This is a genomic window from Martelella mangrovi, from assembly GCF_040545495.1.
GTDB classification, from domain to species: domain Bacteria; phylum Pseudomonadota; class Alphaproteobacteria; order Rhizobiales; family Rhizobiaceae; genus Martelella; species Martelella mangrovi.
Window position 1 is genome coordinate 160,372 of sequence record NZ_JBEPLY010000007.1, and the last position, 21,518, is coordinate 181,889.

Below are 21,518 nucleotides of genomic sequence, written 5' to 3' on the forward strand. Positions count from 1 at the left end.
GTTTAAAGCGACCTTTTCGGCAGCAATGGATATCCCAGCATCACCGCCCGGCCGGCAAGGGCTGCAAGCCCGGCCTTGATCAGATCGCCGGGCACAAAAGCCAGCGTTCCGGCCACCGCTTTCGAGACGCCGGTGCCAGCGCCGTAGGCCAGCCAGGCAATCCCGAGGAAATAGACCACCACAATGCCGCCCATGGTAGCCGCGATGAAGAAGCCGAAGGTCTGTTTCAGCGGGCTTTGCGTATCGGCGTAGATTTCGGCTAGCGCACCTGCGATATAGGCGCCCGGCAGCCAGCCGACCAGGAAGCCGGCCGTGGGGCCGACAAACACACCAAGGCCGCCGCGTCCGCCGGAAAGCACCGGCAGGCCGATGACGATCAGCACGAATAGCAGCAACACCGCCGCCGCGCCGCGTTTGCGGCCGAGGATGATGCCGGCCAGCATCACACCGAGTGTCTGTGCCGTGACCGGTACGGGAATGAAGGCGATCGGGATCGGCGGGAGAATGCCGAGCGCCGCGATGATGGCCGCAAAGAGCGATACCAGAACCAGGTCGCGTGAGGTCATTTCGTCTTCCTTTTCTGTGGCTGTCCGCGAATGCCGCGGGCGTCGATTGCATCGGCGATACTGTCCGCATCCCGCAGGGTCAAGATGATCAGCGGCACGATTGCGCCGGTTGGCCTGAAGGCAATGCCGCGCGCCCGGTGCGCATCGCGAATGGCGCTGTAGCGCGAAAGGATATCCGGAACGAAGCGGATCACAAGTCCGATTGCAAGGCCGATGTCTGCAGCTCTGATGAGCCCGGCGCGTTCAAGCGGCATGGCCCAGCGCGTGATGGTATCGATGAAGGCGGGAACCGGCGTTGCCGCCGTGATGGCTGCAGCCAGAAACATCAGTGCCGAAAGCCTGAGAACGGAGGTGGCGGCGACCTGCCAGGGATTGAAGATCAGATTGAATCCGCCAACCAAAAGAATTGCCGCGCCGATCGGCACAAGACGCGCCAGCGCCTGACGCGGCCGCATCGGCAATGTGAAATAAAGGCCTGCGGCAACGGCCATCATGAGGGCAAGCACAGTCAGACTGCCGATCAGGAAGATGGCGATACTGAATGCGATCAGGCCGGCGAGCTTTATCCCCGGCGCCATGCGGTGCAGGAATGAGTTGCCTTCGACGTAAAGCGACTGCATCAGCGGTTCATCGCCTCGTATTGCTCGATAACGGTTCCGGCGGGGCCGTCACCGATGAGACGGCCTTCGTGAAACAGCAATACGCGCTCAAATGAAGCGAGTGTCGCCAGATCGTGCGAGATCGCGATGACGTCCTCTTGCAATGCGTCGATGGTTTCGGCAACGCGGCGGCGGTTTCTGAGATCGAGCTGGTTGGTCGGCTCATCGAGAATGACCAGCGAGGGGCGGGGGGCGAGCACGGCGGCAAGGGCGGCGAGTTGCAGCTCGCCACCCGAAAGCTCATGGGCGCGCCGCCTGGCGAGATGGGTGATGCCGAGCCGCGCAAGGGTGCTTTCGGCACGTGCGGCAATGTCTGCCTTTGCCACGCCGCGCGCCTTCAGTCCCAGTTCGATATCATCCTGCAGGATCGGCAGAATGATCTGGTTTTGCGGTGACTGGAACACATAGCCGGCATCGGCATTGACGGCAGCCAGCTCTTTCACCGTGTCGCGACCGTTGACGATGACGGTTCCGGTGCCTGGTTTCGTCAGCCCGTTGATCAGCCGCGCAAAGGTGGTCTTGCCGGAACCGTTCAGCCCGATAATGCCGACCCGGTGTCCGGTCAGTGTCAATGTCAGCGGATGAAGCGCCGTACGGCCCTCAAAGGTCACACCGGCTTCACGGAATTCGATCTTCACATTCGTCCCCGGTTTTTGTGCAAACTCTCCGGCGCTTCCTTATAGGCATCAATCTACGGTTCCGAAAGGCTTGGATGTTCTTATTTTGTCCGAATCGCTCTACGGTCGCTGTATGGCTAAATTGATTTCGAACATGGATGCACGCCGCATCTTTCTTGCCCGGCAGGGGCTTGCGGGCTCACCGGCGCAGGCGATGGACAAGGCTGGCCTTCTGGCACTGATCGAGAAGATCGGTTTTGTTCAGGTCGATTCGATCCGCACCGTCGAGCGCGCGCATGATCTCATTCTGTTTTCCCGCAACCAGACCTTTCGTCGCCATCACCTGACGGCGCTTCTGGAAAAGGACCGCGGTCTGTTCGAGCATTGGACCCATGACGCCTCGCTCATTCCCACGCGCTTTTATCCCTACTGGAAGCACCGTTTTGCCCGCGAGCGGGAACGCCTCGTCGAACGCTGGCGCAAATGGCAGGGGGAGGGCTTCGAAGCGGTTTTCGAACAGACCTATGCCGCAGTCAGGGACAATGGCCCGCTTTTCTCCCGTGATCTCAAGGACGATGATCACGTCTCCGGTGGCTGGTGGAACTGGCATCCGGCCAAGACTGCGCTTGAATATCACTGGCGCACCGGTCGCATCGCCATCTGCCACCGGGTCAATTTCCAGAAGGCCTATGACCTCTCCGAGCGGGTGATCCCGGACGAACACCGCCTTGGCGAAGTCGATCATGACGCTTTCGTCGATTGGGCCTGCCGGGCCGCCCTCAAGCGGCTGGGCTTTGCGACCTCGGGCGAGATTGCCGCCTTCTTCGATATCGTCACGCCGCAGGAGGCGAGGATCTGGGTGGAGAACAACCGTGACCAGTTGGCGGAGGTTGCCCTTGAAACCGTGGATGCGGGAAAGCCGCGCCAGGCCTTCGCTCTTGCCGAAGAGGTCGATACGCTCGCCGAGGTGCCGGAGCCGCCGTCACGCCTGCGGGTGTTGAGCCCGTTCGACCCGCTGTTGCGCGACCGGGCGCGGGCCGAACGCCTGTTCGGCTTTTCCTACCGGATCGAGGTGTTCGTGCCTGAGCCGAAACGGCAATATGGCTATTATGTCTTCCCGCTTCTGGAGGGCGCACGGCTGATCGGCCGCATCGATATGAAGGCGGATCGCAAGCGTGGCGCGCTTGATGTGCGCAAACTATGGCTTGAGCCCGGCGTGCGTCCGTCGAACGGACGGCTGGAAAAGCTCGATGCCGAGTTGTCGCGGCTTGCCCGCTTCACCGGCGTGGAGCGGGTTGAATACCTGCTAGGGTGGCGCGACGTCTGACGCTTTGCGGTGTTGCCGGACGCTCCGGCAAAAGCTCAGTCCAGTCGGCCTGTCTGTCCGCGGTCGCGCAGATAATGGTCGGCAATCGTGCAGGCCATCATGGCTTCGCCGATCGGCACGGCGCGGATACCGACGCAGGGGTCGTGGCGACCCTTGGTTCTCAATTCCACTTCCTGTCCGTCCTGGTCGATTGTCTGGCGCCGGGTGAGGATCGATGATGTCGGCTTGATCGCAAAGCGGGCGACAATCGGCTCGCCGGTTGAAATCCCGCCGAGAATGCCGCCGGCATGGTTCGACAGAAAGCGCGGGGTGCCGTCCTTGCCGATGCGCATTTCATCGGCGTTTTCCTCGCCGGTCAGTTCGGCCGCACTGAAACCTTCGCCGATTTCCACGCCCTTGACCGCGTTGATCGACATCAGCCCGGAGGCGATATCCTGATCGAGTTTGGCATAGATCGGAGCGCCGAGACCGGCAGGCACGCCTTCGGCAATCACTTCCACCACCGCACCGACGGAGGAGCCGGCCTTGCGGATGTCGTCGAGGTAACGCTCCCAGATCGGCACCATTTCGGCATCGGGGCAGAACAACGGGTTGTTGTCGATTTCCGACCAGTCCCAGTTCTCGCGGTTGATCCTGTGCTTGCCGACCTGCACCAGCGCGCCGCGGAAGGTGACATTCGGCAACAGCTTGCGGGCAATGGCGCCGGCGGCGACACGGGTTGCCGTTTCGCGCGCGGACGAGCGGCCACCGCCGCGATAGTCGCGCAGACCGTATTTGACGTCATAGGTATAATCGGCATGGCCCGGACGGTATTGCCGCGCGATCTCGCCGTAATCCTTGGAACGCTGATCGGTATTCTCGATCATCAGCGAAATCGGCGTGCCGGTGGTGATGTAGCTGTCGCGCTCGCTTTGCGGCAGAACGCCGGAGAGCACCTTCACGGCATCCGCCTCGCGGCGCTGGGTGACGAAACGCGACTGGCCGGGCTTGCGGCGGTCGAGATATTTCTGGATCTCGGAGAGTTCGAATTCAATGCCGGGAGGGCAACCGTCAATCACACAGCCGATGGCGGGGCCATGGCTCTCGCCCCAGGTGGTGACGCGGAAAAGATGTCCGAATGTATTATGCGACATGAAATACCTCTGCCGTCGTTTCGCGGCTTCGCTCTATCGCAATTGAGGGCAGAGGGAAAGCCTACTCCATCCAGCCGATGGTTTTCGCTTCCGCATCGATGCGCAAAACGGCATCCTGCGGGATCGGAAGCTCGGCGGCGTCTTCGGTAGAAACACCGCCGACAAGGCGGAAAAGAGACCGGATCACGCCGCCATGGCAGACGCAGACGGTCGGACCGACCACATCCTTCAGCCAGGCGCCGACGCGCCAGGACAGAATTTCATAGCTTTCCGCATCGTTGCCGGGCGGTACGAAAGCCCACTTGTCGTTTTCGCGCTCATGCAGAAGTTCCGGGCTGAACCCGCCGACCTCTTTCAGCGTGCGTCCTTCCCAGTCGCCGAAGGAAAGCTCCTTCAGCCGGTCATCGGTGCGGTAGAGTTCGGGTGTCAGCCCCATGGCGGCGCGTGCCCGCTCCATGGTTTCGCGCGTGCGTGACAGCGGGCTTGCGACGAAATCGTAGTGCCGCGCTTCATTGCCGAGGATTTCGCCGAGTTTCACGCCGTTCTTCTTCGCCTGGCCGCGTCCGGTCTCGTTGAGTGGAATGTCCTTCTGGCCCTGCAGCCGGTATTCGGCGTTCCAGTCGGTTTGCCCGTGGCGAATGGCGTAAATCAGCAATGTCTTTTACCGTTCAATTTTCGTTAAAGGATGATGCGAAAATTCAAAGCGTTAGAATGGTTTTGCACATGTTTTGAAATTTCTGCGCCCGCAAAAGCGGTGAGGACAGGAGGGAATCTATCGGTGGCGGGGGGAAAGCGCAAAGCAAAACGGCGCGGGATGAGGTCCGCGCCGTCTGGAAGATCAGTCTTTCACGACCGAAATATCGGGGGCATCGACGGCCTTCATGCCGACGACATGATAGCCGGAATCGGCATGCAGAACCTCGCCGGTCACCGAGGTTGAAAGGTCGGAAAGCAGGAACAGCGCGGTGTTGCCGACCTCGTCGATGGTGACGTTGCGCTTGAGCGGCGAATTGTATTCGTTCCACTTCAGGATGTAGCGGAAATCGCCGATGGCGGAACCGGCAAGCGTCTTGATCGGCCCGGCCGAAACGGCGTTGACGCGGATGCCGCGATTGCCGAGATCGACGGCCATGTAGCGGACGCTGGCTTCCAGCGCGGCCTTGGCAACACCCATGACATTGTAGTGCGGCATCACCTTTTCCGCACCGTAATAGGTCAGCGTGATCATCGATCCGCCTTCATTCATGATCTGTTCGGCGCGCCGGGCAATGGCGGTGAAGGAATAGACCGAAATATCCATGGATTTCGTGAAATTCTCGCGCGACGTGTCGAGATAGCGGCCGGTCAGTTCGTCCTTGTCGGAAAAGGCAATCGCATGCACGACAAAGTCGATCTTGCCCCATTCCCGCTCGAGGGTTTTGAACACTTCTTCGACGCTGTCCGGGTCGGTCACATCGCAATGGCCGGCCATCAGCGCGTTCAGTTCCTGAGCCAGCGGTTCGACCCGTTTTTTCAGGTTGTCGCCCTGCCAGGTCAGCGCGATCTCGGCGCCGGCTTCATGACACGCTTTGGCAATGCCCCATGCGATCGATCGGTTGTTGGCAACACCGAGAATAATGCCGCGTTTGCCTTTCATGAGGCCGTTTGCTTCAGCCATGTGTCGATGCTCCTTGCAACTCTCTTCGTTTCTGCCTATGGCATAGGCAGCAATGCGGTTCAAGCAATCAGAACCGTGTCGAACCCGCTTTAGCTTCCGAAAAGGTTATTGCCAAGCCCTTGCAAAATTCGCCGCCACCCGCTGGCGGGTGCCCGGAATGCCTTTTGAGGCAGCAGGACGGCAAATGACATGGTTTCGGTTTCGGGCGGGCATGCGCAATGAAATGCACCGGCCCGGTGCAATGCGGGAGACCAGATCATGTCCCAGTCAGACGAAACCTCCAACGACTTTACAGCGGAAAACGATCCCTTCGCGCTCTTCGGCAAGTGGCTGAAGGATGCCGAGGCGAGCGAGCCGAATGACCCCAACGCAGCCTCGATTGCCACCGTCGACGAGGATGGCCTGCCGAATGTGCGCATGCTGCTGGTAAAGGAAGTCGATGTGAACGGCTTCGTGTTCTATACCAATTTCGAAAGCCAGAAGGGCAGGGAGCTTATCGCCCAGCCAAAGGCGGCGATGTGCTTTCACTGGAAATCGCTGCGCCGCCAGGTGCGCGTGCGCGGCCCGGTCGAGGTGGTTTCCGATGCCGAAGCCGATGCCTATTTTCAGTCGCGCCCGCGCGGCAGCCGCATCGGCGCCTGGGCCTCGAAACAGTCGCGCCCGCTGGAAAGCCGGTTCGCGCTGGAAAAGGCCGTTGCTCAGAAGACCGCCAAATATGGCGTCGGCGAAGTGCCGCGGCCGCCCTACTGGTCCGGTTTCCGGCTGAAACCGCTTTCAATTGAGTTCTGGCACGACGGCAAATTCAGACTGCACGACCGTATCGAATTCCGCCGGTCACAACCCGAGGGCGGCTGGCATAAGGTCAGGATGTACCCCTGAAACCGGCCAGTTGTTGAGCGCGGGCCTGTTTTTCGAACCATAGGCGATTTCGAGGGCTTTGGTGACGAGAATCGGATTTGCGCTTGCACCCAAGCGCCTGAAGTCGAACGGCGCAGGCAGGCGCCTGCGCTCAGTCTGCTGACAGACCTATCCTTTTTACGGACGTCATCCTCGGGCTTGTCCCGAGGATCTAACCACCGCTCAGCACGAGCGGCGTTGGCGGTCCGTAATAGATTGTTTTAAATTGACTTTCTGACCGATACGCTTATCGCGTTCATGCGTGCTTGGACCCTCGGGACAAGCCCGAGGGTGACGAAGGAGAGTGGGGCGAGCTTTGTCAGCAGTCTGGCGCCTGCGCTCATGCCCCCAGCGGTTTCAACTCCACCAGATTCTGTCCACGCTGCATGGCGATGTTGATGCGCATGGCGTTGGCGATTTTCTGGGCTCTTTCGGTGAAGCGGAGTGCGGTGTCCGGCGTGCAGTGCTGCTGCGCCGTCTCGCTGAACAGTTTTAGCCAGCGCAGGAAGTGCTCATCGGAAAGTTCCGGGATCGCCAGATGTTTGGGCATCGGCTTGCCGTGATAGCGCTGGGTCTTCAGGAATACCGAACTCCAGAAATCGGTAATGGTATCGATATGCGCGGCCCATTTTTCATCCGGCACGACACGTTTGAAGATTGGTCCGAGAAGCTCGTCCTCGCGTGCCTTGGCATAGAATTCGGTCACGACGTCGCGGATCAGGTCTTCGGTGACGACATCGTCTTTCGGGGTGTTTTCGGGGATTTCTGACATCGCTTCTGTTCCATTTTCCTGATGCGCCTGCTTCAGTCGGTATCTCGCCGGACCGAAGCTGCGCATCCGATGTGTTCAACGCGTCAATCATGGCCAGCGTCCGGCAAGGCGCGGGTTGTCGCCTCGACGTCCGCTCAAGACTGAGGGGGAGGCGGACTGGCCGGGCGCGAATGCATTCATCTCGTTTTGCGCCACGCCAGCCTGACGCTCTGCTTTCAGCGCACCGTCAGCCGCCTGTCCTGTGATCGTCGGTTAATTTTCCAAGTCTTTTCTTGACATATTCAGCCGCATGATTTTCAAAGGCATTGCTTGTTAATTAAACCGGCGCGCTTCGGCGCGCAACCACGGGAGAAACAAAATGGCTTTTGAACTGCCCGCCCTGCCTTATGCCCATTCCGCCCTTGCCGAACGCGGCATGGGACAGGAAACGCTGGAACTGCATCACGGCAAGCACCACCAGACCTATGTGACGACGCTGAACGGCTTCGTTGAGAAGAATGCCGACCTTCAGGGTAAGTCGCTTGAAGAAATCATCGCCTTTTCCAAGGATAAGCCCGATCTTGCGCCGGTCTTCAACAATGCCGGCCAGCACTGGAACCACCTGCATTTCTGGAACGCGCTTTCGCCGAATGGCGGCGGTATTCCCGGCCGTCTGGAAGCCAAGATCGTCGAGGATTTCGGTTCCGTCGACGCGTTCAAGGACGCCTTCAAGGCAGCCGCCGTCGGCCAGTTCGGCTCCGGCTGGGCCTGGCTGGTTCTCGGCGAAGACGGCAAGCTGAAGACCGCGAAGACCCCGAACGGTTCCAACCCGCTGGCCACCGGCGAGGGCAAGGTGCTGCTCGGTCTCGATGTCTGGGAACATTCCTACTATCTCGACTTCCGCAACCGTCGTCCCGACTATGTCGGCAATTTCCTCGACAAGCTCGCCAACTACGAATTCGCCGAAGCCAACCTCGGCTGATGAAAAGGACGGGTGCCTTGCGCCTCGAAGGCGCAGGGCGCCCGCCAGCAGTGATCTCATGACCTATGTCGTTACCGAAGACTGTATCGCCTGCAAGCATATGGACTGTGTGGAAGTCTGTCCCGTGGACTGTTTCTACGAGGGCGAGAACTTTCTCGTCATCCATCCCGATGAATGTATCGATTGCGGCGTGTGCGAACCCGAATGTCCGGTGGAAGCGATCATTCCCGATGTCGATGGACCCGACCTCGATTTCTGGATCGAACTGAACCGGAAATATGCCGAAGTCTGGCCGAATATCATCGTCAAGGGCACGCCGCCGGACAACGCCAAGGAAATGGAAGGCGTGCCGAACAAATACCGGGACCTGTTTTCCGAAAAGCCGGGAGACGGATCATGACGGTCGATGCCTTTGCCGCAAACGGCGCTTCCCGGCCGATGCCGCTTGCCAAGCCGGCCCGTCCGTCAATCGATCCACGCGACTTCCGCGATGCGATGGCCTCGCTTGCCGCAACCGTCTGCATCGTGGGGGCAGCCTCTGAGGGGGAGCGGGCCGGTCGTACCGCGACCGCCGTTTTCTCCCTCAGCGGTTCGCCGCCCTCCATTCTGGTGTCGATCGACACCAGTGCGCATCTGACCACGCTGATCGGACGCGAGGGCAGGTTTTCGCTTGCCATGCTCGCCGCTACGCAATGGACCGTGGCGGATGCCTTCGCCGGACGCATTGCGCCCGCTCACCGCTTCAAATGCGGCACCTGGACGGCCTGGTCTTCCGGCAATCCCAAGCTTGAAGGGGCCATGGTGGCGCTTGATTGCGAGGTGATCGGCCGGATTGATACCGGCACGCACACGCTCTTTGCCGGCGGCATTATCGATATCGCGCGCGAGGAGAGGGCATCGCCGCTGATCTGGCATGATCGCGGCTACAAGGCGGTCTCCGGCTAGGGCGCTTCGGTCCGAAACGCTCTAGGACTTCGCCTTTGAAAGCTTGCGGTGCAGAACCTGCATCTGACGTGCTGCCTGAAGGTCACCCTTGCGGGTGGCAACTTCCGCACCCTTTTCGAATGTATCGACAGCCTTTCCGGTCTCGCCCTTGCGCTGGTAGGCGCGGCCGAGGGCGGCATAGGCGGCGGAGTAATCCGGGTCGAGTTCGATTGCGCGCAGAAGATGGGCGATGGCATCGTCAAACCGGTCTTCGGCGAAGACGATGCGACCAAGGGTCAGCCGACAGAGCGCATTGTCTCTGCCTGCGGCGACCTGCTTTTCAAGTGCCTGACGTATTCCGGGCGGCATGCAGCTCTCCCTCATTCTGGTCATTGCGTTTCGCTCAGCACATAGGTGCAGCGCCTGCCGCCATTGACGATATGTTCATCCCGCCTGATCTCGACGGAGGGGCCGAGAAGCATGCGAAAAATCGCCATTTCCGAGCGACAGAAGCCCTGACAGGCCGTTGCCGCCGCGCAGATCGGACAATGATGTTCGACAAACCGCACCGTTCCGTCCTCCTGTTCCGACCAATCGGCCATATAGCCTTCCGCCGAGCGCAATTCGCTCAGGACCTCGACCTTTTCGTTCAGGCTCCGGCAACCGGCCATTGCGGCAGCATAGACGTTTCCGGTGCGCCGTTCGCGTGCGGCAATCACCGTGTTCAGCGCCTGTTCTCCAAGCTCGGAGCGGATGCTGTCGAGCAATTCGACGGTCAGTGTTGCATGGGTGTCGGGAAAGCGCGTCTGGCCGGCCTCGGTCAGGCTCCATTCCTGGCGTGGGCGGCCGACGCCGGAGCGCTGGCTGGTTGCGACAACGAGGCCGCTTTCGCCAAGCCGCATCAATTGCTGCCGCGCTGCCTCACCGGTTGTGCCCAGGCGTTTTCCAAGGTCGGCTGCCGTCAGCGGACCATGCATCTTCAACTGCATCAAGATGCGGTCGCTGGTTCGGTGGAACCCACGCTCGGCGCGCTCAGCATTACTGTCGCTGCTGTGGAGTATTTCGGTGTCGCGTGCCATGCTCTGCCGGTGTTTTGTCCTGCCTTGCAACATATAACGATCACGTCTTTTCAAAGCAATAGCTTTGTAAATGGCGTGGTCCGTTGCGCCACGGTTGTTCGGGGTGATCCGAAGTGGCCGGACACCGAAAGCCCGTTTTCGGCGCCATTGTCAATGTCCGTCATGAAGCATGGCACGGCTGGCGGCACGATCCGCAGGGGCACTCACCTTGCACAAGGTGGCCGCAAGGATATTGCCCTTCTCCGGGCGACCGGCAAAGATGTAGCCGGTAAGCCGGACGAACACCGGACATTCGGACGGAAAATGCGGTGTTCGTCGGCTGCTGATCAGGAAACCACTGCCACAACAATCGCTGCGAGTGCGATCACAATAGCTACGACCAAGAGGAGCCACAATTGAAGACGGTTGTATATCGGTGTCGGTTGATAGCAACTCGAGCAAATGGCGCGCCTGAAACGCAAATTATGTCCGCAATAGGTGCAAGAAAATAACCGCATTGTAATATCTCTATATTTTTTAAAAAAAATATGGTTTGAAAATAAGTCCTGAATTAGTCAAATTGCGCTTACGTAAGGGACTGAAAGCCAATAAAAGCAGTTTTTATAAAATCTTTTGTATCATTTTTTAACGTATACGTAACTTGTTAGTCCAGTGCACAGCACAACAGCCAATTTTGCTTCCATTCTGGCGCTGATATTTTCAGAATTTCAAAGTTCGTTGTCGCCTACGCATCTGTCGGAAGCGTTGTCTTTTTGTAAGCTTTTACTTTCCTATTATGATTGCGCTAACAAAATCAAGTTTTGTTTGATAAATATCAACTGATGGGCCGGACTTTTTTTGGTTTTATCGACCAATAGTTGATATCTCAGTGAAGGTCTTTCACTGGAAGCGCCATTTGTGAGTCTTCTTCCCGACGGGAGAAGTCGGCTTTTACGCCGGTTTTTCCAGCGGCAGAGTGACTGTCACCCTCAATCCATTTCCAACGGGGCGGTTTTCCAGTGTAATGCTTCCGCCATGGGCCAGTATGATGGTGCGGGCAATCGAGAGGCCAAGTCCGACACCGCCGGTTTCGCGTGATCGGGAGGTTTCAAGCCGTACGAAGGGCTCGAAGACCCGGTGCATCTCGTCTTCGGGAATACCCGGGCCCTCATCCTCGATCAGGATGGTTGCCGATCCCGCCCGTGTTACGGCCGAGATATTGGCGCGATGTCCGTATCGCACGGCGTTTTCAATGAGGTTGCGGATGGCGCGCCGCATCGAAACGGACCGTAGCCTGAGGTTCGCATCCTCGATGCGGTTGACGGTGATATCATTGCCGGCATCGTGTAGCTCTTCGACGAGATCGTTGAGAAAGGTCTGCAGATCTATGGTTTCGACCGGCTCGCTCAAGGCCATGCCGCGCGAAAACGACAGTGTGGCTTCGACCATTTCCTGCATTTCCACGATCGTCGCAATCATGCGGTCGCGGGTCTCGTCGTCATCCACCATCTCCGCGCGCACCCGAAGCGCCGTCAGCGGCGAGCGCAGGTCATGGCCAAGCGCACCCAGCAATTGCGTGCGTTCGCGCACAAAACGATCAAGCCGCGCCTGCATTTCGTTGAAGGAGGTGGCCAGTTGCCGCATCTCTTCCGGTCCTTTGGGGACAATCGGCTCGATATCCTCACCCCGGCCCAGCCGGTCGGCAGCGGTGCCAAGGGTGCGCAGCGGGCCGATCAGCCTGGAAAGCGCGACCCAGAGTACGGCGGCCAGTAATCCGGCCGTAATGGCAAAGGGAAGCGCTTCCGACCAGACCCACTGGTAAGGCGGATCGCGGAAACGGGAGGTGACATTGAGCCAGCCTCCGTCATCAAGCGCAATCGAGAGGTCGAGTTTGACGGCGCTGACCGGCGGCTGTTGCGGCGACTGCGGCCGCATCTGGCCCATGTGATGCATGCCGCCCGGGCCGAAACCGGGAGTTGGTCCCGGCGGCGGGCGCGGTCCATTCTGGTCGGTGCGCAGATCAACGCGGATGGTTCGCGGATCGTCACTTGATAACACGGTGCGGATCCGGCGCTCGATCCAGCTTGGCGCCCGGCCCGTGGTGCTGGTAACGGATGGCGCTTCGCTCACGGTGAACTGAACGAGAGACGAACTGGCCGCCTGCAGAATTTCAGGCCTGAGGGCCGCCGGCGCATCTTCGAGAAGGCGGGCGGTGCTGCCGGCGCGGTCGGCCGCTTCGATTGCGAGTGCGGAGCGGACGGCAAGCGCGCGCTGATCGACGAAAAGCCACAGCGTCAGGGCCTGGGCGAGAGCCAGAGCCAGAACAATGAGCGCGATGATCTGGCCGCGCAGCGTGCGGGGAAGCAGTGTTTTCACGATACATGCTCCACATCGCAGGCCAGGCTGTAGCCACCGCCGCGCACCGTCACGATGATCTCCGGTGTAGCTGGGTCGCGTTCGATCTTGCGGCGCAGACGGCTGATCTGGTTGTCGATGGTGCGATCGAAGACATGGGCGCTGCGCCCGGATGTGGCCTCCAGCAGCTGTTCGCGGCTCAGCACGAAGCGCGGTCGGGACAAAAGCACGGTCAGAAGTCGGAAGTCGGCCGTTGTCAGTATTTCTTCCTTGCCGTCATCGGATGTCAGCCGCCGTGTGTCGGTGTCGAGCGTCCAGCCCGCAAAACGGAGCCTGTCGCCTGCCGGTGCGCCGGCGAAATGGGGCTGGCGCTCCGAACGGCGCAGGATTGCACGGATACGTGCCAGAAGCTCACGCGGGTTGAAGGGTTTCGGTAGGTAGTCGTCGGCGCCGACTTCAAGGCCGATAATCCGGTCCGTTTCCTCGCCCAGCGCCGTCAGCATCAGGATTGGCACCTGGCCCTGTGCACTCAGGCGGCGGCAGACGGAAATGCCGTCCTCGCCGGGCATCATGACGTCCAGAACGATCAGGTCGAAGCTTCCGCCGCGCAGCTTTTCATCCATCTCCGCGGCGTCGCGCACGGCGGTAGCACGGTAGCCGTTCCGCTCCAGATAGCTACGCACCGCATCGCGGATTTCCCGGTGATCGTCAACGATCAGGATGTGGGGGGCCTTGGTCATGGCTTCATCTTAGCTCAGTCGAATGCATGGATGCGCAAAACTGTGTCACGTTTTGTATCAGGCAGTGGGTGTTGCGACCAATGGATACAATTGAACGCGATACCGGCATCGTGCTGCGACAGTGATGCATCAGATTGAGGACATCGACGAACCGAAAAGGAGCGATGTCATGAAACGCAGAACGATATTTGCAGCAGGACTGGTTGCAGCACTCATGGGGGCTGCCGCTACACCGGCATTCTCGGCCGGGCCGGATGGCGCATGGGGCGGTCGCGGCCAGGGTGCCCGACAGATGATCGGCGATTGCGACGGTCCCCACGGTGCCGCAATGGGCCAGCGGGGCTGGAACAACATGCGCGGTCATCACGGCGGCGCTTACGGCGGGGGCTACGGTCCGGGCATGATGAATGACCGGCAGGGCGGGCCACAGGGCAATTTCGGCCCCGGCTTCATGCGCGGACCTGGCAATGATCAGCGCGGTTATGGTCCCGGAATGATGGGAGATCTGGGCGCTTATGACAGCAATGACGACGGCTTCCTCTCGCTTGACGAGTTCGAGGCCTTTCACGCCGAGGTCGGCCGCCCGATGATGGAGCGCCAATTCCGCTATCTCGACAGCGATGGCGATGGCCGGGTTGCGATTTCCGAACTGCCGGCTCCCGGCAGCCGTAGCCCGAACAACTGATCCGTTTTTCTAACGAAATGAGCGGGTGGCGGAGCAATCCGGCACCCGCATTCCTGCGATTGCCATCATCGTGTCTTCCGCGCCGTTACAGAGCCGTCTTTTCATCATCCTCAGGCCGTTCAAGCCGGTCATGCTCGAACAGTCCCGGATAGGTGACGCCCACTTTTGCCTTGAGCCCGCACCACCAGTAACGGTTTGCCGGACAGTTGATCGGATGTTCCAGATCGGGCATGCCGTTGACCCGTTTCTTGCCGGGATTCCGGCGTGCGAATGTCATCAGCGTTCCGAGAAAGAATGAGCGCCGTGTCAGGAACGGGCGGTTTGACCAGCTGATACAGTCGGACCGTGTAAGATAGAGTTCATCTTCGAGCTTGCGGATAAAGCGATTGCCGTTTGCAGTCGTATCCGGCAGCGCTAAAGAGCCATGCACGCGCATTCGCGCGGCGCGCGGCCACACATGACCGCGCAGGTTTTTACGGAGCGGGTCGTCGGGCTGCCAATAGCGCAGAAAGCGGTCTGTCAGGTGGGTGGGGCGCATGGAAAGCTGAAACGCCGTCATCTCATGCTGATCGAACAGGATAAACGCGCGTTTCAGAAGGTCGCGAGCATTGTCCTTTTCGACAAACATGTTGTCGCTTTCAACAATCAGGACACGCTCGCTCTCAAGACATTCCGCGCAGTGCGCAAGCCCTTCCTGAATGCCGAGATTGGTCTTTGTCGGGACAGGATCGAACCCGAATTTCCGGGCGATGTCCATTTCCTCCGGATCGCCTTCCTGACAGACGACCTTGAGCTCGGCAAACAGGTCGCTGACAGGGGCGAGGGAACGCAATGTGCGTTCCAGCGTCTTTGGCGATTTCCATGTCAGGATGGAAAGCCCGACATCGGGAAGGCGGTCTTCCTGCATGTCCGAAGAAAACGGCATTGGTTCGGCGCCCCGGTGCACTGCGTTCAGGTCGGATTGGCGAAGCAATCTGTCAGGGAGACAGGCGCAGAACGGATTGTCCGCGCACCTTGATCCCCTTGTTGCCCGCCAGACAGTTTTATCGCCAGATCACTTCGAGGACTTCATATGCACGGGCGCCGCCCGGTGCATTGACCTCGATGCTGTCGCCGACTTCCTTGCCGATCAGCGCGCGGGAGATCGGTGAGGAGACCGAAATCTTGCCGGCTTTCACATCGGCTTCCAGGTCGCCGACGATCTGGTAGACCTTTTCCTCTTCCGTTTCCTCGTCCACCAGCTTCACGGTTGCGCCGAAACGAACCTTGTCACCCGTCATCTTGGCCGGATCGACGACTTCGGCGCGCGTGGTCACGTCCTCAAGCTCGCTGATGCGGCCCTCATTGTAGCTCTGGGCTTCCTTGGCGGCGTGATATTCGGCGTTTTCGGAAAGGTCGCCATGGGCGCGCGCTTCGGAAATCGCCTGAATGATGCGCGGACGTTCCTCCTGCTGGCGCCAGCGAAGCTCTTCCTTCAGCTTGTCGGAACCGGCCTTGGTCATCGGTACTTTTTCGACCATATTCTTGTCCTTTGGTCATTTGCGAAGCGGCGGCCGGGGCCGCCCGCCTGGGGCCGCTTTGCGCCGCCGCTTCTCGTGTTCCTGTAATTTATGCGTGAAACAAGCAGCCTCCCACTTAGGTAGTCCCCAGCTGCGTTGCCACATAAAAAGAAACAGGTTCCGAAGCATTAACTCCGGAACCAGTTTCAAACCTGACGCGCTTTATAGCAGAAGCCGCCACGTCATTTCCAGATAAATCGGCAAGGCAGCGGGGCGACAAAACGCCGTCGCCGTGAAAGGGGCGGCTCTGTCAGCGCACTGAAGCCGTCTGTCGTTCCTGTGTGATGCACAACGGGGCAGGGACCGGGTTTACACCCGTTGCCTTATTTCAGAGCGGCTTCGAGCCGGTCGAAATACTGTTCGTTCGCAGCCCGGAAAAGATGCCAGATCGCCTCGGTTTCCTCCGTCTTGTCGTAGAGCATGCGCCAGGTCAGGCGCGCGCCGCCGGCATCATCGGCAAAGGTCATTTCCAGCGTGAAGACGTGGACCGGCTCGTGATGAACAACGCGGATGAAGCGGCCGTCGACGATCTCGTCAAAGCGCCAGCGGTTGTGAAAGTCTGTCCCGTTCGAAGCCGTCATGGTGATCAGCCAATGGCCGCCGGGCGCAAGATCGAAGGCTGTAATATGGTCGGTGAAGCCATGCGGTCCCCACCAGCGTTCCAGCATGGCCGGATCGGCAAAGGCGGCATAAAGCGTCTGCCGGTCGACGGCGAAGACGCGTTCATTGGTGATTTCGATCTTGTCGGTCATCTGTTTCCTGCTTGGCCGGGGATCGTAAAAGAAAAGGCGGGTATGGCCCGCCTTCTCGTTGTTCTGTCGCTCAGGCGTCTGCGCCTCAGGCATAGCTTTGCAGCGGCCGCACTTCGAGCTGGCCCTGACGCAGCGCCTTGATCGCCTGGGCGGCGGCCAGAGCGCCGGCCATGGTGGTGTAATAGGGCACTTTCTGGGTCAGCGCGGCACGGCGCAGCGATTTGGAGTCCGAAATCGTCTTGTCGTTGCTGGTGGTGTTGAACACCAGCTGGACCTGACGGTTGCGGATCGCATCCTCGATATGCGGGCGGCCTTCGCGCACCTTGTTGATCTTGGTCGCGGCAATGCCGTTTTCCTCGAGGAAATCGCGAGTGCCGCCGGTCGCCATGACGGTAAAGCCCTGTTCAACCAGAAGCTTGACGGCGGGCAGAACGCGCTCCTTGTCTTCTTCCTTGACCGAGACGAAGACGCAGCCCTCGCGCGGCAGATCGACGCTGGCGCCGAGCTGCGATTTGGCGAAGGCGATGGCAAAATCGGTATCGAGGCCGATGACCTCGCCGGTGGAGCGCATTTCCGGGCCGAGCAGCGTATCGACACCGGGGAAACGGGCGAACGGGAAGACGGCTTCCTTGACCGCGATATGCTTCAGATTGCGCGGGTTGGGTCTGTCGCCGTAAGAGGCGATGACATCGTTCAGCTTCTCGCCGGCCATGACGCGGGCGGCGATCTTGGCAATCGGCGCGCCGATGGTCTTGGCGACGAACGGCACGGTGCGCGATGCGCGCGGATTGACTTCGAGAATGTAGACAACGCCGTCCTTGATGGCGAACTGCACGTTCATCAGCCCCTTGACGTTGAGGGCCAGCGCCATGGCGCGGGTCTGTTCCTCAAGCTCATCGAGGATCGCGGGTGATAGCGAGTGCGGCGGCAGCGCGCAGGCACTGTCGCCCGAGTGAATACCGGCTTCCTCGATGTGCTCCATGATCCCGGCGATGAAGACATTCTCGCCATCGGACAGGCAGTCGACATCGACTTCGGTCGCATTGGTCAGATAGCTGTCGAACAGAAGCGGGTTCTTGCCGAGCATGGTGTTGATCTGCCCGGTCTTGTCGTTCGGGTAGCGCTGCTTGATATCCTCGGTGACGAGTTCCGGCACGACTTCCAGCAGATAATGCGAAAGGCCGGCTTCGTTATGGACGATTTCCATGGCGCGGCCGCCGAGAACATAGGACGGGCGCACGACCAGCGGGTATCCGATCTCGCCGGCCACCAGACGGGCCTGCTCGACCGAATAGGCAATGCCGTTGTTCGGCTGGTTGAGATCGAGCTTGATCAGCAGTTTCTGGAACCGGTCGCGGTCTTCCGCCAGGTCGATCATGTCGGGGGCGGTGCCGAGGATCGGGATACCGTTCTTTTCCAGCGCTTCGGCAAGCTTCAGCGGCGTCTGGCCGCCGAACTGGACGATCACGCCGGCAAGCGTGCCCTTTTCCTGTTCGGCGCGCATGATCTCGATCACGTCTTCGGCCGTCAGCGGTTCGAAATAGAGCCGGTCGGAAGTGTCGTAGTCGGTCGAGACCGTTTCCGGGTTGCAGTTGACCATGATCGATTCGTATCCCGCATCCTTCAGCGCGAAGGCGGCATGGCAGCAGCAATAATCGAATTCGATGCCCTGGCCGATACGGTTCGGGCCGCCGCCGAGAATGACGATCTTCCTGGCATCGGAAATGCCGGCTTCAGAGCGGGTGACGCCGTCAAACGGCATCTCGTAGGTCGAATACATGTAGGCGGTCGGCGAGGCGAATTCGGCAGCGCAGGTGTCGATGCGCTTGTAGACCGGGCGCACGCCGAGCTTGTTGCGCAGCTGGGCGACTTCCTTCGGGCGGCCATGGGTGAGGCTTGCCAGCCGCTGGTCGGAAAAGCCCATCGCCTTCAGCATCCGCAGATTGTCGGCGTCTTCCGGCAGGCCGTGCTCGCGCACGCGCTCTTCCATATCGACGATTGCCTTCAACTGCTCCAGGAACCACGGATCGATCTTGGAGTGCTCGTGAACCTCTTCGAGCGAAACGCCGAGACGCATCGCCTGTGCAACCATGCGCAGACGATCCGGCGTGCCGGTGCCGATGGCGGCGCGAATGGCGTTGCTCGGTTCACCGTTTTCGATGCCGGGAATTTCGATTTCGTCGAGGCCGGTGAGGCCGCGCTCGAGGCCGCGCAGGGCTTTTTGCAGCGATTCGGGGAAGGTGCGGCCAATCGCCATCACTTCGCCGACGGACTTCATCGCCGTGGTCAGCGTGTTTTCCGCACCGGGGAATTTTTCGAAGGCAAAGCGCGGGATCTTGGTGACGACGTAGTCGATGGACGGTTCGAACGAGGCCGGGGTCGCGCCGCCGGTAATGTCGTTTTCCAGTTCATCGAGCGTGTAGCCGATGGCAAGCTTGGCTGCGACCTTGGCAATCGGGAAACCGGTGGCCTTCGATGCCAGTGCCGAAGAGCGCGACACGCGCGGGTTCATCTCGATCACGACGAGGCGGCCGTCTGCCGGATTGACGGCGAACTGGACGTTCGATCCGCCGGTTTCCACACCGATCTCGCGAAGAACCGCCAGCGAGGCGTTGCGCATCATCTGGTATTCCTTGTCGGTCAGCGTCAGCGCCGGAGCAACGGTGATCGAATCGCCGGTATGCACGCCCATCGGATCGATATTTTCGATCGAGCAGATGATGATGCAGTTGTCCGCCTTGTCGCGGACCACTTCCATCTCATATTCCTTCCAGCCGAGCACTGATTCCTCGATCAGGACTTCGGTGGTCGGCGAGGCATCGAGACCGCGCTCGACGATGTCGAAGAATTCCGAACGGTTGAAGGCAATGCCGCCGCCGGTGCCGCCAAGGGTAAAGGACGGACGGATGATGGCGGGCAGGCCGACATGGTCGAGCGCCTGCACGGCAATCGCCATGGCATGCGACATGTAGCGCTGCTTGCGGTCGGTATTGCCGAGGTTCCACTGGTTTTCGAGGTCATCCAGCGCCTTGTCGAGCGCATCGCCGGTGAGTGTCTTCTTCAGTTCGGCGCGCTTGGCTTCGTGTTCCTGGCGATGCTGGTCCTTGATTTCGGTGGCGTTCGCCAGCATGGAGCGCGGCGTTTCCAGCCCGATCTTGGCCATCGCCTCGCGGAACAGCGCGCGGTCTTCCGCCTTGTCGATGGCTTCCGGCTTGGCGCCGATCATCTCGACATTATAGCGTTCCAGCACACCCATGCGGCGCAGCGACAGCGCGGTGTTGAGCGCGGTCTGGCCGCCCATGGTCGGCAGCAGCGCGTCCGGGCGCTCCTTGGCGATGATCTTGGCGACGACTTCCGGCGTGATCGGCTCGACATAGGTGGCGTCGGCAAGCTCCGGGTCGGTCATGATCGTGGCCGGGTTGGAGTTGACCAGAATGACCCGGTACCCTTCCTCTTTCAGCGCCTTGCAGGCTTGCGCGCCGGAATAGTCGAATTCGCAGGCCTGGCCGATAACAATCGGCCCCGCGCCGATGATGAGGATGGACTTGAGGTCTTGGCGCTTTGGCATGGTCGTGATCCGTCGGTTCTTGCTGTTACCTGCGTCAAAAACCGGCACGGAAAACCGGGCCGGGCGCTGGCTATGCTCATTTGGGCTAGGTGGGCCTTATAGGCAAAATGTAGTGCGAACGGAACCCCGAAAATGTTCCGCAAGGGTGCAGCGTGACATCAGGGTGCCGCGCCGCCGGAAAAAAGGCTGCTTTCGCGGATTTTAAGTTCAAAACCGAGGTCACAGCACGCGCTTTCCACAGGCTGACCGCGTACGAGGCGGAGTAGGGTGACAGCCCCGTGCCGTCCGATTTCGTCAAGCGGCGTTTTTACCGACGTCAGCCGCGGCGCCATATGGGCGCTGAGCGGAAGGTCATTGAAGCCGACGATGGAGAAGCGTTCCGGGATATCGATCTGGAGGCGGCTGGCTTCCATGAGTGCCCCCCAGGCCAGGTCGTCATTGCAGAAGAACAGGCCATCGCGGTCCGGGTATTCGCCGAGAATGCTGCGGAACTGATCGGCTCCGAGGCCGGGTGAAGACGGGATCGGGGCCCTCAACTCGATGGCTGGCTCCAGACCATGACGCGCAATTTCCCTTTGAAACCCCTGGCCACGATATTTGGCGCGCGGGTCGAGCTGGGCTGCGATATAGGCCAGTTTCCGGCGGCCGGTTGCAATCAGGTGGCGGGCGACCGCCGCACCCGCCTCTTCCTGAGAAAAGCCGATGCTGATGGTGCCCGGCGTTTCCAGCAGATCCATCATGTAGACACAGGGCAGGCCGCTGTCCTTGAGCATTTTCGCGGCTGCCGCGCTTTGCTCGTTGCCGGTCAGCAGCACGCCGCTCGGGCGATAGACAAGATAATCGCGAATGAGCTTTTCTTCCTGGCGGGCATCGTAGTGATAATTGCCGAGGAAAATTTCATAGTCTTCCGCGCGCAGGGCTTTTTGTATCTCTTCATACATGCCGATGAAGAGCTGATTGGAAAGCGCCGGTATCAGAACCAGAATGGACCGGCTTCTCTTCGACGCAAGTGCGCGCGCTGCGGGGTCGGGTATGTAGCCGACGGCCTTTGCCGCCTGTTTGACGGCTTCGGCAAGTTCCGGTCCCACGGTTTTGACGCCGCGCATCGCGCGCGATGCGGTGATTTCGGAAACGCCGGCGCGTTTGGCGACATCGGCCAGCGTCGGTCTTCCCGATGCGCGATTTTTTTTTGGCTTCATCTCCGATTACGCCTCTTGCAACCGAAAGCGGAAAACTTTATGAGTAACGTCCATCAGGCCGTCTTCAGGCCTGAATAGACGAAGCGCGG

At 60.1% G+C, this 21,518-nt stretch carries 23 protein-coding genes; 7 read left to right on the forward strand and 16 right to left on the reverse strand.

The window, feature by feature from the left end; translation table 11 throughout:
* Positions 1-2: 2 nt before the first annotated feature.
* The 3 genes from ABID12_RS12100 to ABID12_RS12110 are packed head-to-tail and all read right to left on the reverse strand — an operon-like array spanning position 3 to position 1,863.
* Entirely contained in the window at positions 3-566 is a 564-nt protein-coding gene (locus ABID12_RS12100) for a biotin transporter BioY (protein ID WP_354434404.1), read from the reverse strand.
* A complete protein-coding gene (locus ABID12_RS12105; RefSeq protein WP_354434405.1) occupies positions 563-1,186 on the reverse strand; it encodes an energy-coupling factor transporter transmembrane component T family protein in 624 nt (207 codons plus the stop codon). The genes ABID12_RS12100 and ABID12_RS12105 overlap by 4 nt, the downstream gene beginning before the upstream one ends.
* Positions 1,186-1,863, reverse strand: a complete 678-nt coding sequence (locus ABID12_RS12110; protein ID WP_354434406.1) for an energy-coupling factor ABC transporter ATP-binding protein — start codon at positions 1,861-1,863, stop codon at positions 1,186-1,188. The genes ABID12_RS12105 and ABID12_RS12110 overlap by 1 nt, the downstream gene beginning before the upstream one ends.
* Positions 1,864-1,975: 112 nt before the next feature.
* Here ABID12_RS12110 and ABID12_RS12115 point away from each other — a divergent pair, with 112 nt between their 5' ends.
* A complete protein-coding gene (locus ABID12_RS12115) occupies positions 1,976-3,169 on the forward strand; it encodes a winged helix-turn-helix domain-containing protein (protein WP_354434407.1) in 1,194 nt (397 codons plus the stop codon).
* 35 nt (positions 3,170-3,204) lie between these two features.
* Here the strand turns inward: ABID12_RS12115 and aroC are convergent, their stop codons facing one another.
* From aroC to fabI, 3 genes are all read right to left on the reverse strand, one after another.
* The gene (gene aroC, locus ABID12_RS12120) at positions 3,205-4,302 is read right to left on the reverse strand and encodes a chorismate synthase (RefSeq protein ID WP_354434408.1); all 1,098 of its coding nucleotides are present in this window, start codon (positions 4,300-4,302) and stop codon (positions 3,205-3,207) included.
* A 61-nt stretch (positions 4,303-4,363) separates the two neighbouring features.
* Positions 4,364-4,957 carry a histidine phosphatase family protein gene (locus tag ABID12_RS12125; protein WP_354434409.1) on the reverse strand — a complete coding sequence of 198 codons (594 nt, stop codon included), beginning with the start codon at positions 4,955-4,957 and terminating at the stop codon, positions 4,364-4,366.
* Positions 4,958-5,140: 183 nt separating this feature from the next.
* Positions 5,141-5,959, reverse strand: coding sequence for an enoyl-ACP reductase FabI (gene fabI, locus ABID12_RS12130; protein WP_106310014.1), 819 nt, complete (start codon positions 5,957-5,959; stop codon positions 5,141-5,143).
* Between the two features lie 258 nt (positions 5,960-6,217).
* Here fabI and pdxH point away from each other — a divergent pair, with 258 nt between their 5' ends.
* Positions 6,218-6,838 carry a pyridoxamine 5'-phosphate oxidase gene (pdxH, locus tag ABID12_RS12135; RefSeq protein ID WP_354434410.1) on the forward strand — a complete coding sequence of 207 codons (621 nt, stop codon included), beginning with the start codon at positions 6,218-6,220 and terminating at the stop codon, positions 6,836-6,838.
* Between the two features lie 358 nt (positions 6,839-7,196).
* Here pdxH and ABID12_RS12140 read toward each other — a convergent pair whose 3' ends face one another.
* Complete coding sequence (locus tag ABID12_RS12140; protein WP_354434411.1) at positions 7,197-7,628, reverse strand: group III truncated hemoglobin; 432 nt, start codon at positions 7,626-7,628, stop codon at positions 7,197-7,199.
* A gap of 358 nt (positions 7,629-7,986) precedes the next feature.
* Between ABID12_RS12140 and ABID12_RS12145 the strand changes: the two genes are divergently transcribed.
* Genes ABID12_RS12145 through ABID12_RS12155 form a run of 3 tightly spaced genes read left to right on the forward strand, consistent with a single transcriptional unit; the run spans position 7,987 to position 9,534 of the window.
* Positions 7,987-8,589: a superoxide dismutase gene (locus tag ABID12_RS12145; RefSeq protein ID WP_354434412.1), complete on the forward strand. Its 603-nt coding sequence runs from the start codon at positions 7,987-7,989 to the stop codon at positions 8,587-8,589.
* Between the two features lie 58 nt (positions 8,590-8,647).
* On the forward strand, positions 8,648-8,989 hold the full coding sequence (gene fdxA / locus ABID12_RS12150) for a ferredoxin FdxA (RefSeq protein ID WP_106310024.1): 342 nt from the start codon (positions 8,648-8,650) through the stop codon (positions 8,987-8,989).
* A complete protein-coding gene (locus tag ABID12_RS12155; RefSeq protein ID WP_354434413.1) occupies positions 8,986-9,534 on the forward strand; it encodes a flavin reductase family protein in 549 nt (182 codons plus the stop codon). Before fdxA ends, ABID12_RS12155 begins: the two co-directional genes overlap by 4 nt.
* Before the next feature lie 21 nt (positions 9,535-9,555).
* Here the strand turns inward: ABID12_RS12155 and ABID12_RS12160 are convergent, their stop codons facing one another.
* Together ABID12_RS12160 and ABID12_RS12165 are read right to left on the reverse strand one after the other, a co-directional pair.
* Positions 9,556-9,882, reverse strand: coding sequence for a tetratricopeptide repeat protein (locus ABID12_RS12160; RefSeq protein ID WP_319517430.1), 327 nt, complete (start codon positions 9,880-9,882; stop codon positions 9,556-9,558).
* Positions 9,883-9,902: 20 nt separating this feature from the next.
* Positions 9,903-10,502 (reverse strand): helix-turn-helix transcriptional regulator, encoded by a 600-nt coding sequence (locus tag ABID12_RS12165; RefSeq protein ID WP_106310334.1) that lies wholly within the window; start codon positions 10,500-10,502, stop codon positions 9,903-9,905.
* Here ABID12_RS12165 and ABID12_RS12170 point away from each other — a divergent pair.
* On the forward strand, positions 10,485-10,991 hold the full coding sequence (locus ABID12_RS12170) for a hypothetical protein (RefSeq protein WP_354434414.1): 507 nt from the start codon (positions 10,485-10,487) through the stop codon (positions 10,989-10,991). The two genes, ABID12_RS12165 and ABID12_RS12170, sit on opposite strands and share 18 nt — an antisense overlap.
* Before the next feature lie 531 nt (positions 10,992-11,522).
* On the opposite strand, the gene ABID12_RS12175 is transcribed toward ABID12_RS12170, so the two are convergent.
* Positions 11,523-12,947: a sensor histidine kinase gene (locus tag ABID12_RS12175; RefSeq protein ID WP_354434415.1), complete on the reverse strand. Its 1,425-nt coding sequence runs from the start codon at positions 12,945-12,947 to the stop codon at positions 11,523-11,525.
* On the reverse strand, positions 12,944-13,666 hold the full coding sequence (locus ABID12_RS12180; protein ID WP_354434416.1) for a response regulator: 723 nt from the start codon (positions 13,664-13,666) through the stop codon (positions 12,944-12,946). The genes ABID12_RS12175 and ABID12_RS12180 overlap by 4 nt, the downstream gene beginning before the upstream one ends.
* Positions 13,667-13,835: 169 nt before the next feature.
* Between ABID12_RS12180 and ABID12_RS12185 the strand changes: the two genes are divergently transcribed.
* Positions 13,836-14,351 (forward strand): EF-hand domain-containing protein, encoded by a 516-nt coding sequence (locus ABID12_RS12185; protein ID WP_354434417.1) that lies wholly within the window; start codon positions 13,836-13,838, stop codon positions 14,349-14,351.
* Between the two features lie 85 nt (positions 14,352-14,436).
* On the opposite strand, the gene ABID12_RS12190 is transcribed toward ABID12_RS12185, so the two are convergent.
* The 5 genes from ABID12_RS12190 to gntR all read right to left on the reverse strand — a co-directional run bounded on the left by ABID12_RS12190 (position 14,437) and on the right by gntR (position 21,429).
* Entirely contained in the window at positions 14,437-15,276 is an 840-nt protein-coding gene (locus ABID12_RS12190; protein ID WP_354434418.1) for a glycosyltransferase family 2 protein, read from the reverse strand.
* A gap of 118 nt (positions 15,277-15,394) precedes the next feature.
* Positions 15,395-15,871: a transcription elongation factor GreA gene (greA, locus tag ABID12_RS12195; RefSeq protein ID WP_106310042.1), complete on the reverse strand. Its 477-nt coding sequence runs from the start codon at positions 15,869-15,871 to the stop codon at positions 15,395-15,397.
* A gap of 362 nt (positions 15,872-16,233) precedes the next feature.
* A complete protein-coding gene (locus tag ABID12_RS12200) occupies positions 16,234-16,662 on the reverse strand; it encodes an SRPBCC domain-containing protein (RefSeq protein ID WP_354434419.1) in 429 nt (142 codons plus the stop codon).
* 85 nt (positions 16,663-16,747) lie between these two features.
* Positions 16,748-20,230 (reverse strand): carbamoyl-phosphate synthase large subunit, encoded by a 3,483-nt coding sequence (gene carB / locus ABID12_RS12205; protein WP_354434420.1) that lies wholly within the window; start codon positions 20,228-20,230, stop codon positions 16,748-16,750.
* Positions 20,231-20,388: 158 nt separating this feature from the next.
* Positions 20,389-21,429, reverse strand: a complete 1,041-nt coding sequence (gntR, locus tag ABID12_RS12210) for an HTH-type transcriptional regulator GntR (RefSeq protein ID WP_354434421.1) — start codon at positions 21,427-21,429, stop codon at positions 20,389-20,391.
* Positions 21,430-21,518 lie beyond the last annotated feature (89 nt).

Bases quoted from the DNA above. Each gene is read 5' to 3' on its own strand.
- ABID12_RS12100 (WP_354434404.1), bottom strand. From the start codon at position 566: ATGACCTCACGCGACCTGGTTCTGGTATCGCTCTTTGCGGCCATCATC.
- ABID12_RS12105 (WP_354434405.1), bottom strand. From the start codon at position 1,186: ATGCAGTCGCTTTACGTCGAAGGCAACTCATTCCTGCACCGCATGGCG.
- ABID12_RS12115 (WP_354434407.1), top strand. From the start codon at position 1,976: ATGGCTAAATTGATTTCGAACATGGATGCACGCCGCATCTTTCTTGCC.
- aroC (WP_354434408.1), bottom strand. From the start codon at position 4,302: ATGTCGCATAATACATTCGGACATCTTTTCCGCGTCACCACCTGGGGC.
- fabI (WP_106310014.1), bottom strand. From the start codon at position 5,959: ATGGCTGAAGCAAACGGCCTCATGAAAGGCAAACGCGGCATTATTCTC.
- pdxH (WP_354434410.1), top strand. From the start codon at position 6,218: ATGTCCCAGTCAGACGAAACCTCCAACGACTTTACAGCGGAAAACGAT.
- ABID12_RS12140 (WP_354434411.1), bottom strand. From the start codon at position 7,628: ATGTCAGAAATCCCCGAAAACACCCCGAAAGACGATGTCGTCACCGAA.
- ABID12_RS12145 (WP_354434412.1), top strand. From the start codon at position 7,987: ATGGCTTTTGAACTGCCCGCCCTGCCTTATGCCCATTCCGCCCTTGCC.
- fdxA (WP_106310024.1), top strand. From the start codon at position 8,648: ATGACCTATGTCGTTACCGAAGACTGTATCGCCTGCAAGCATATGGAC.
- ABID12_RS12155 (WP_354434413.1), top strand. From the start codon at position 8,986: ATGACGGTCGATGCCTTTGCCGCAAACGGCGCTTCCCGGCCGATGCCG.
- ABID12_RS12160 (WP_319517430.1), bottom strand. From the start codon at position 9,882: ATGCCGCCCGGAATACGTCAGGCACTTGAAAAGCAGGTCGCCGCAGGC.
- ABID12_RS12170 (WP_354434414.1), top strand. From the start codon at position 10,485: ATGCATCTTCAACTGCATCAAGATGCGGTCGCTGGTTCGGTGGAACCC.
- ABID12_RS12165 (WP_106310334.1), bottom strand. From the start codon at position 10,502: ATGCAGTTGAAGATGCATGGTCCGCTGACGGCAGCCGACCTTGGAAAA.
- ABID12_RS12180 (WP_354434416.1), bottom strand. From the start codon at position 13,666: ATGACCAAGGCCCCCCACATCCTGATCGTTGACGATCACCGGGAAATC.
- ABID12_RS12185 (WP_354434417.1), top strand. From the start codon at position 13,836: ATGAAACGCAGAACGATATTTGCAGCAGGACTGGTTGCAGCACTCATG.
- ABID12_RS12190 (WP_354434418.1), bottom strand. From the start codon at position 15,276: ATGCCGTTTTCTTCGGACATGCAGGAAGACCGCCTTCCCGATGTCGGG.
- greA (WP_106310042.1), bottom strand. From the start codon at position 15,871: ATGGTCGAAAAAGTACCGATGACCAAGGCCGGTTCCGACAAGCTGAAG.
- ABID12_RS12200 (WP_354434419.1), bottom strand. From the start codon at position 16,662: ATGACCGACAAGATCGAAATCACCAATGAACGCGTCTTCGCCGTCGAC.
- carB (WP_354434420.1), bottom strand. From the start codon at position 20,230: ATGCCAAAGCGCCAAGACCTCAAGTCCATCCTCATCATCGGCGCGGGG.
- gntR (WP_354434421.1), bottom strand. From the start codon at position 21,429: ATGAAGCCAAAAAAAAATCGCGCATCGGGAAGACCGACGCTGGCCGAT.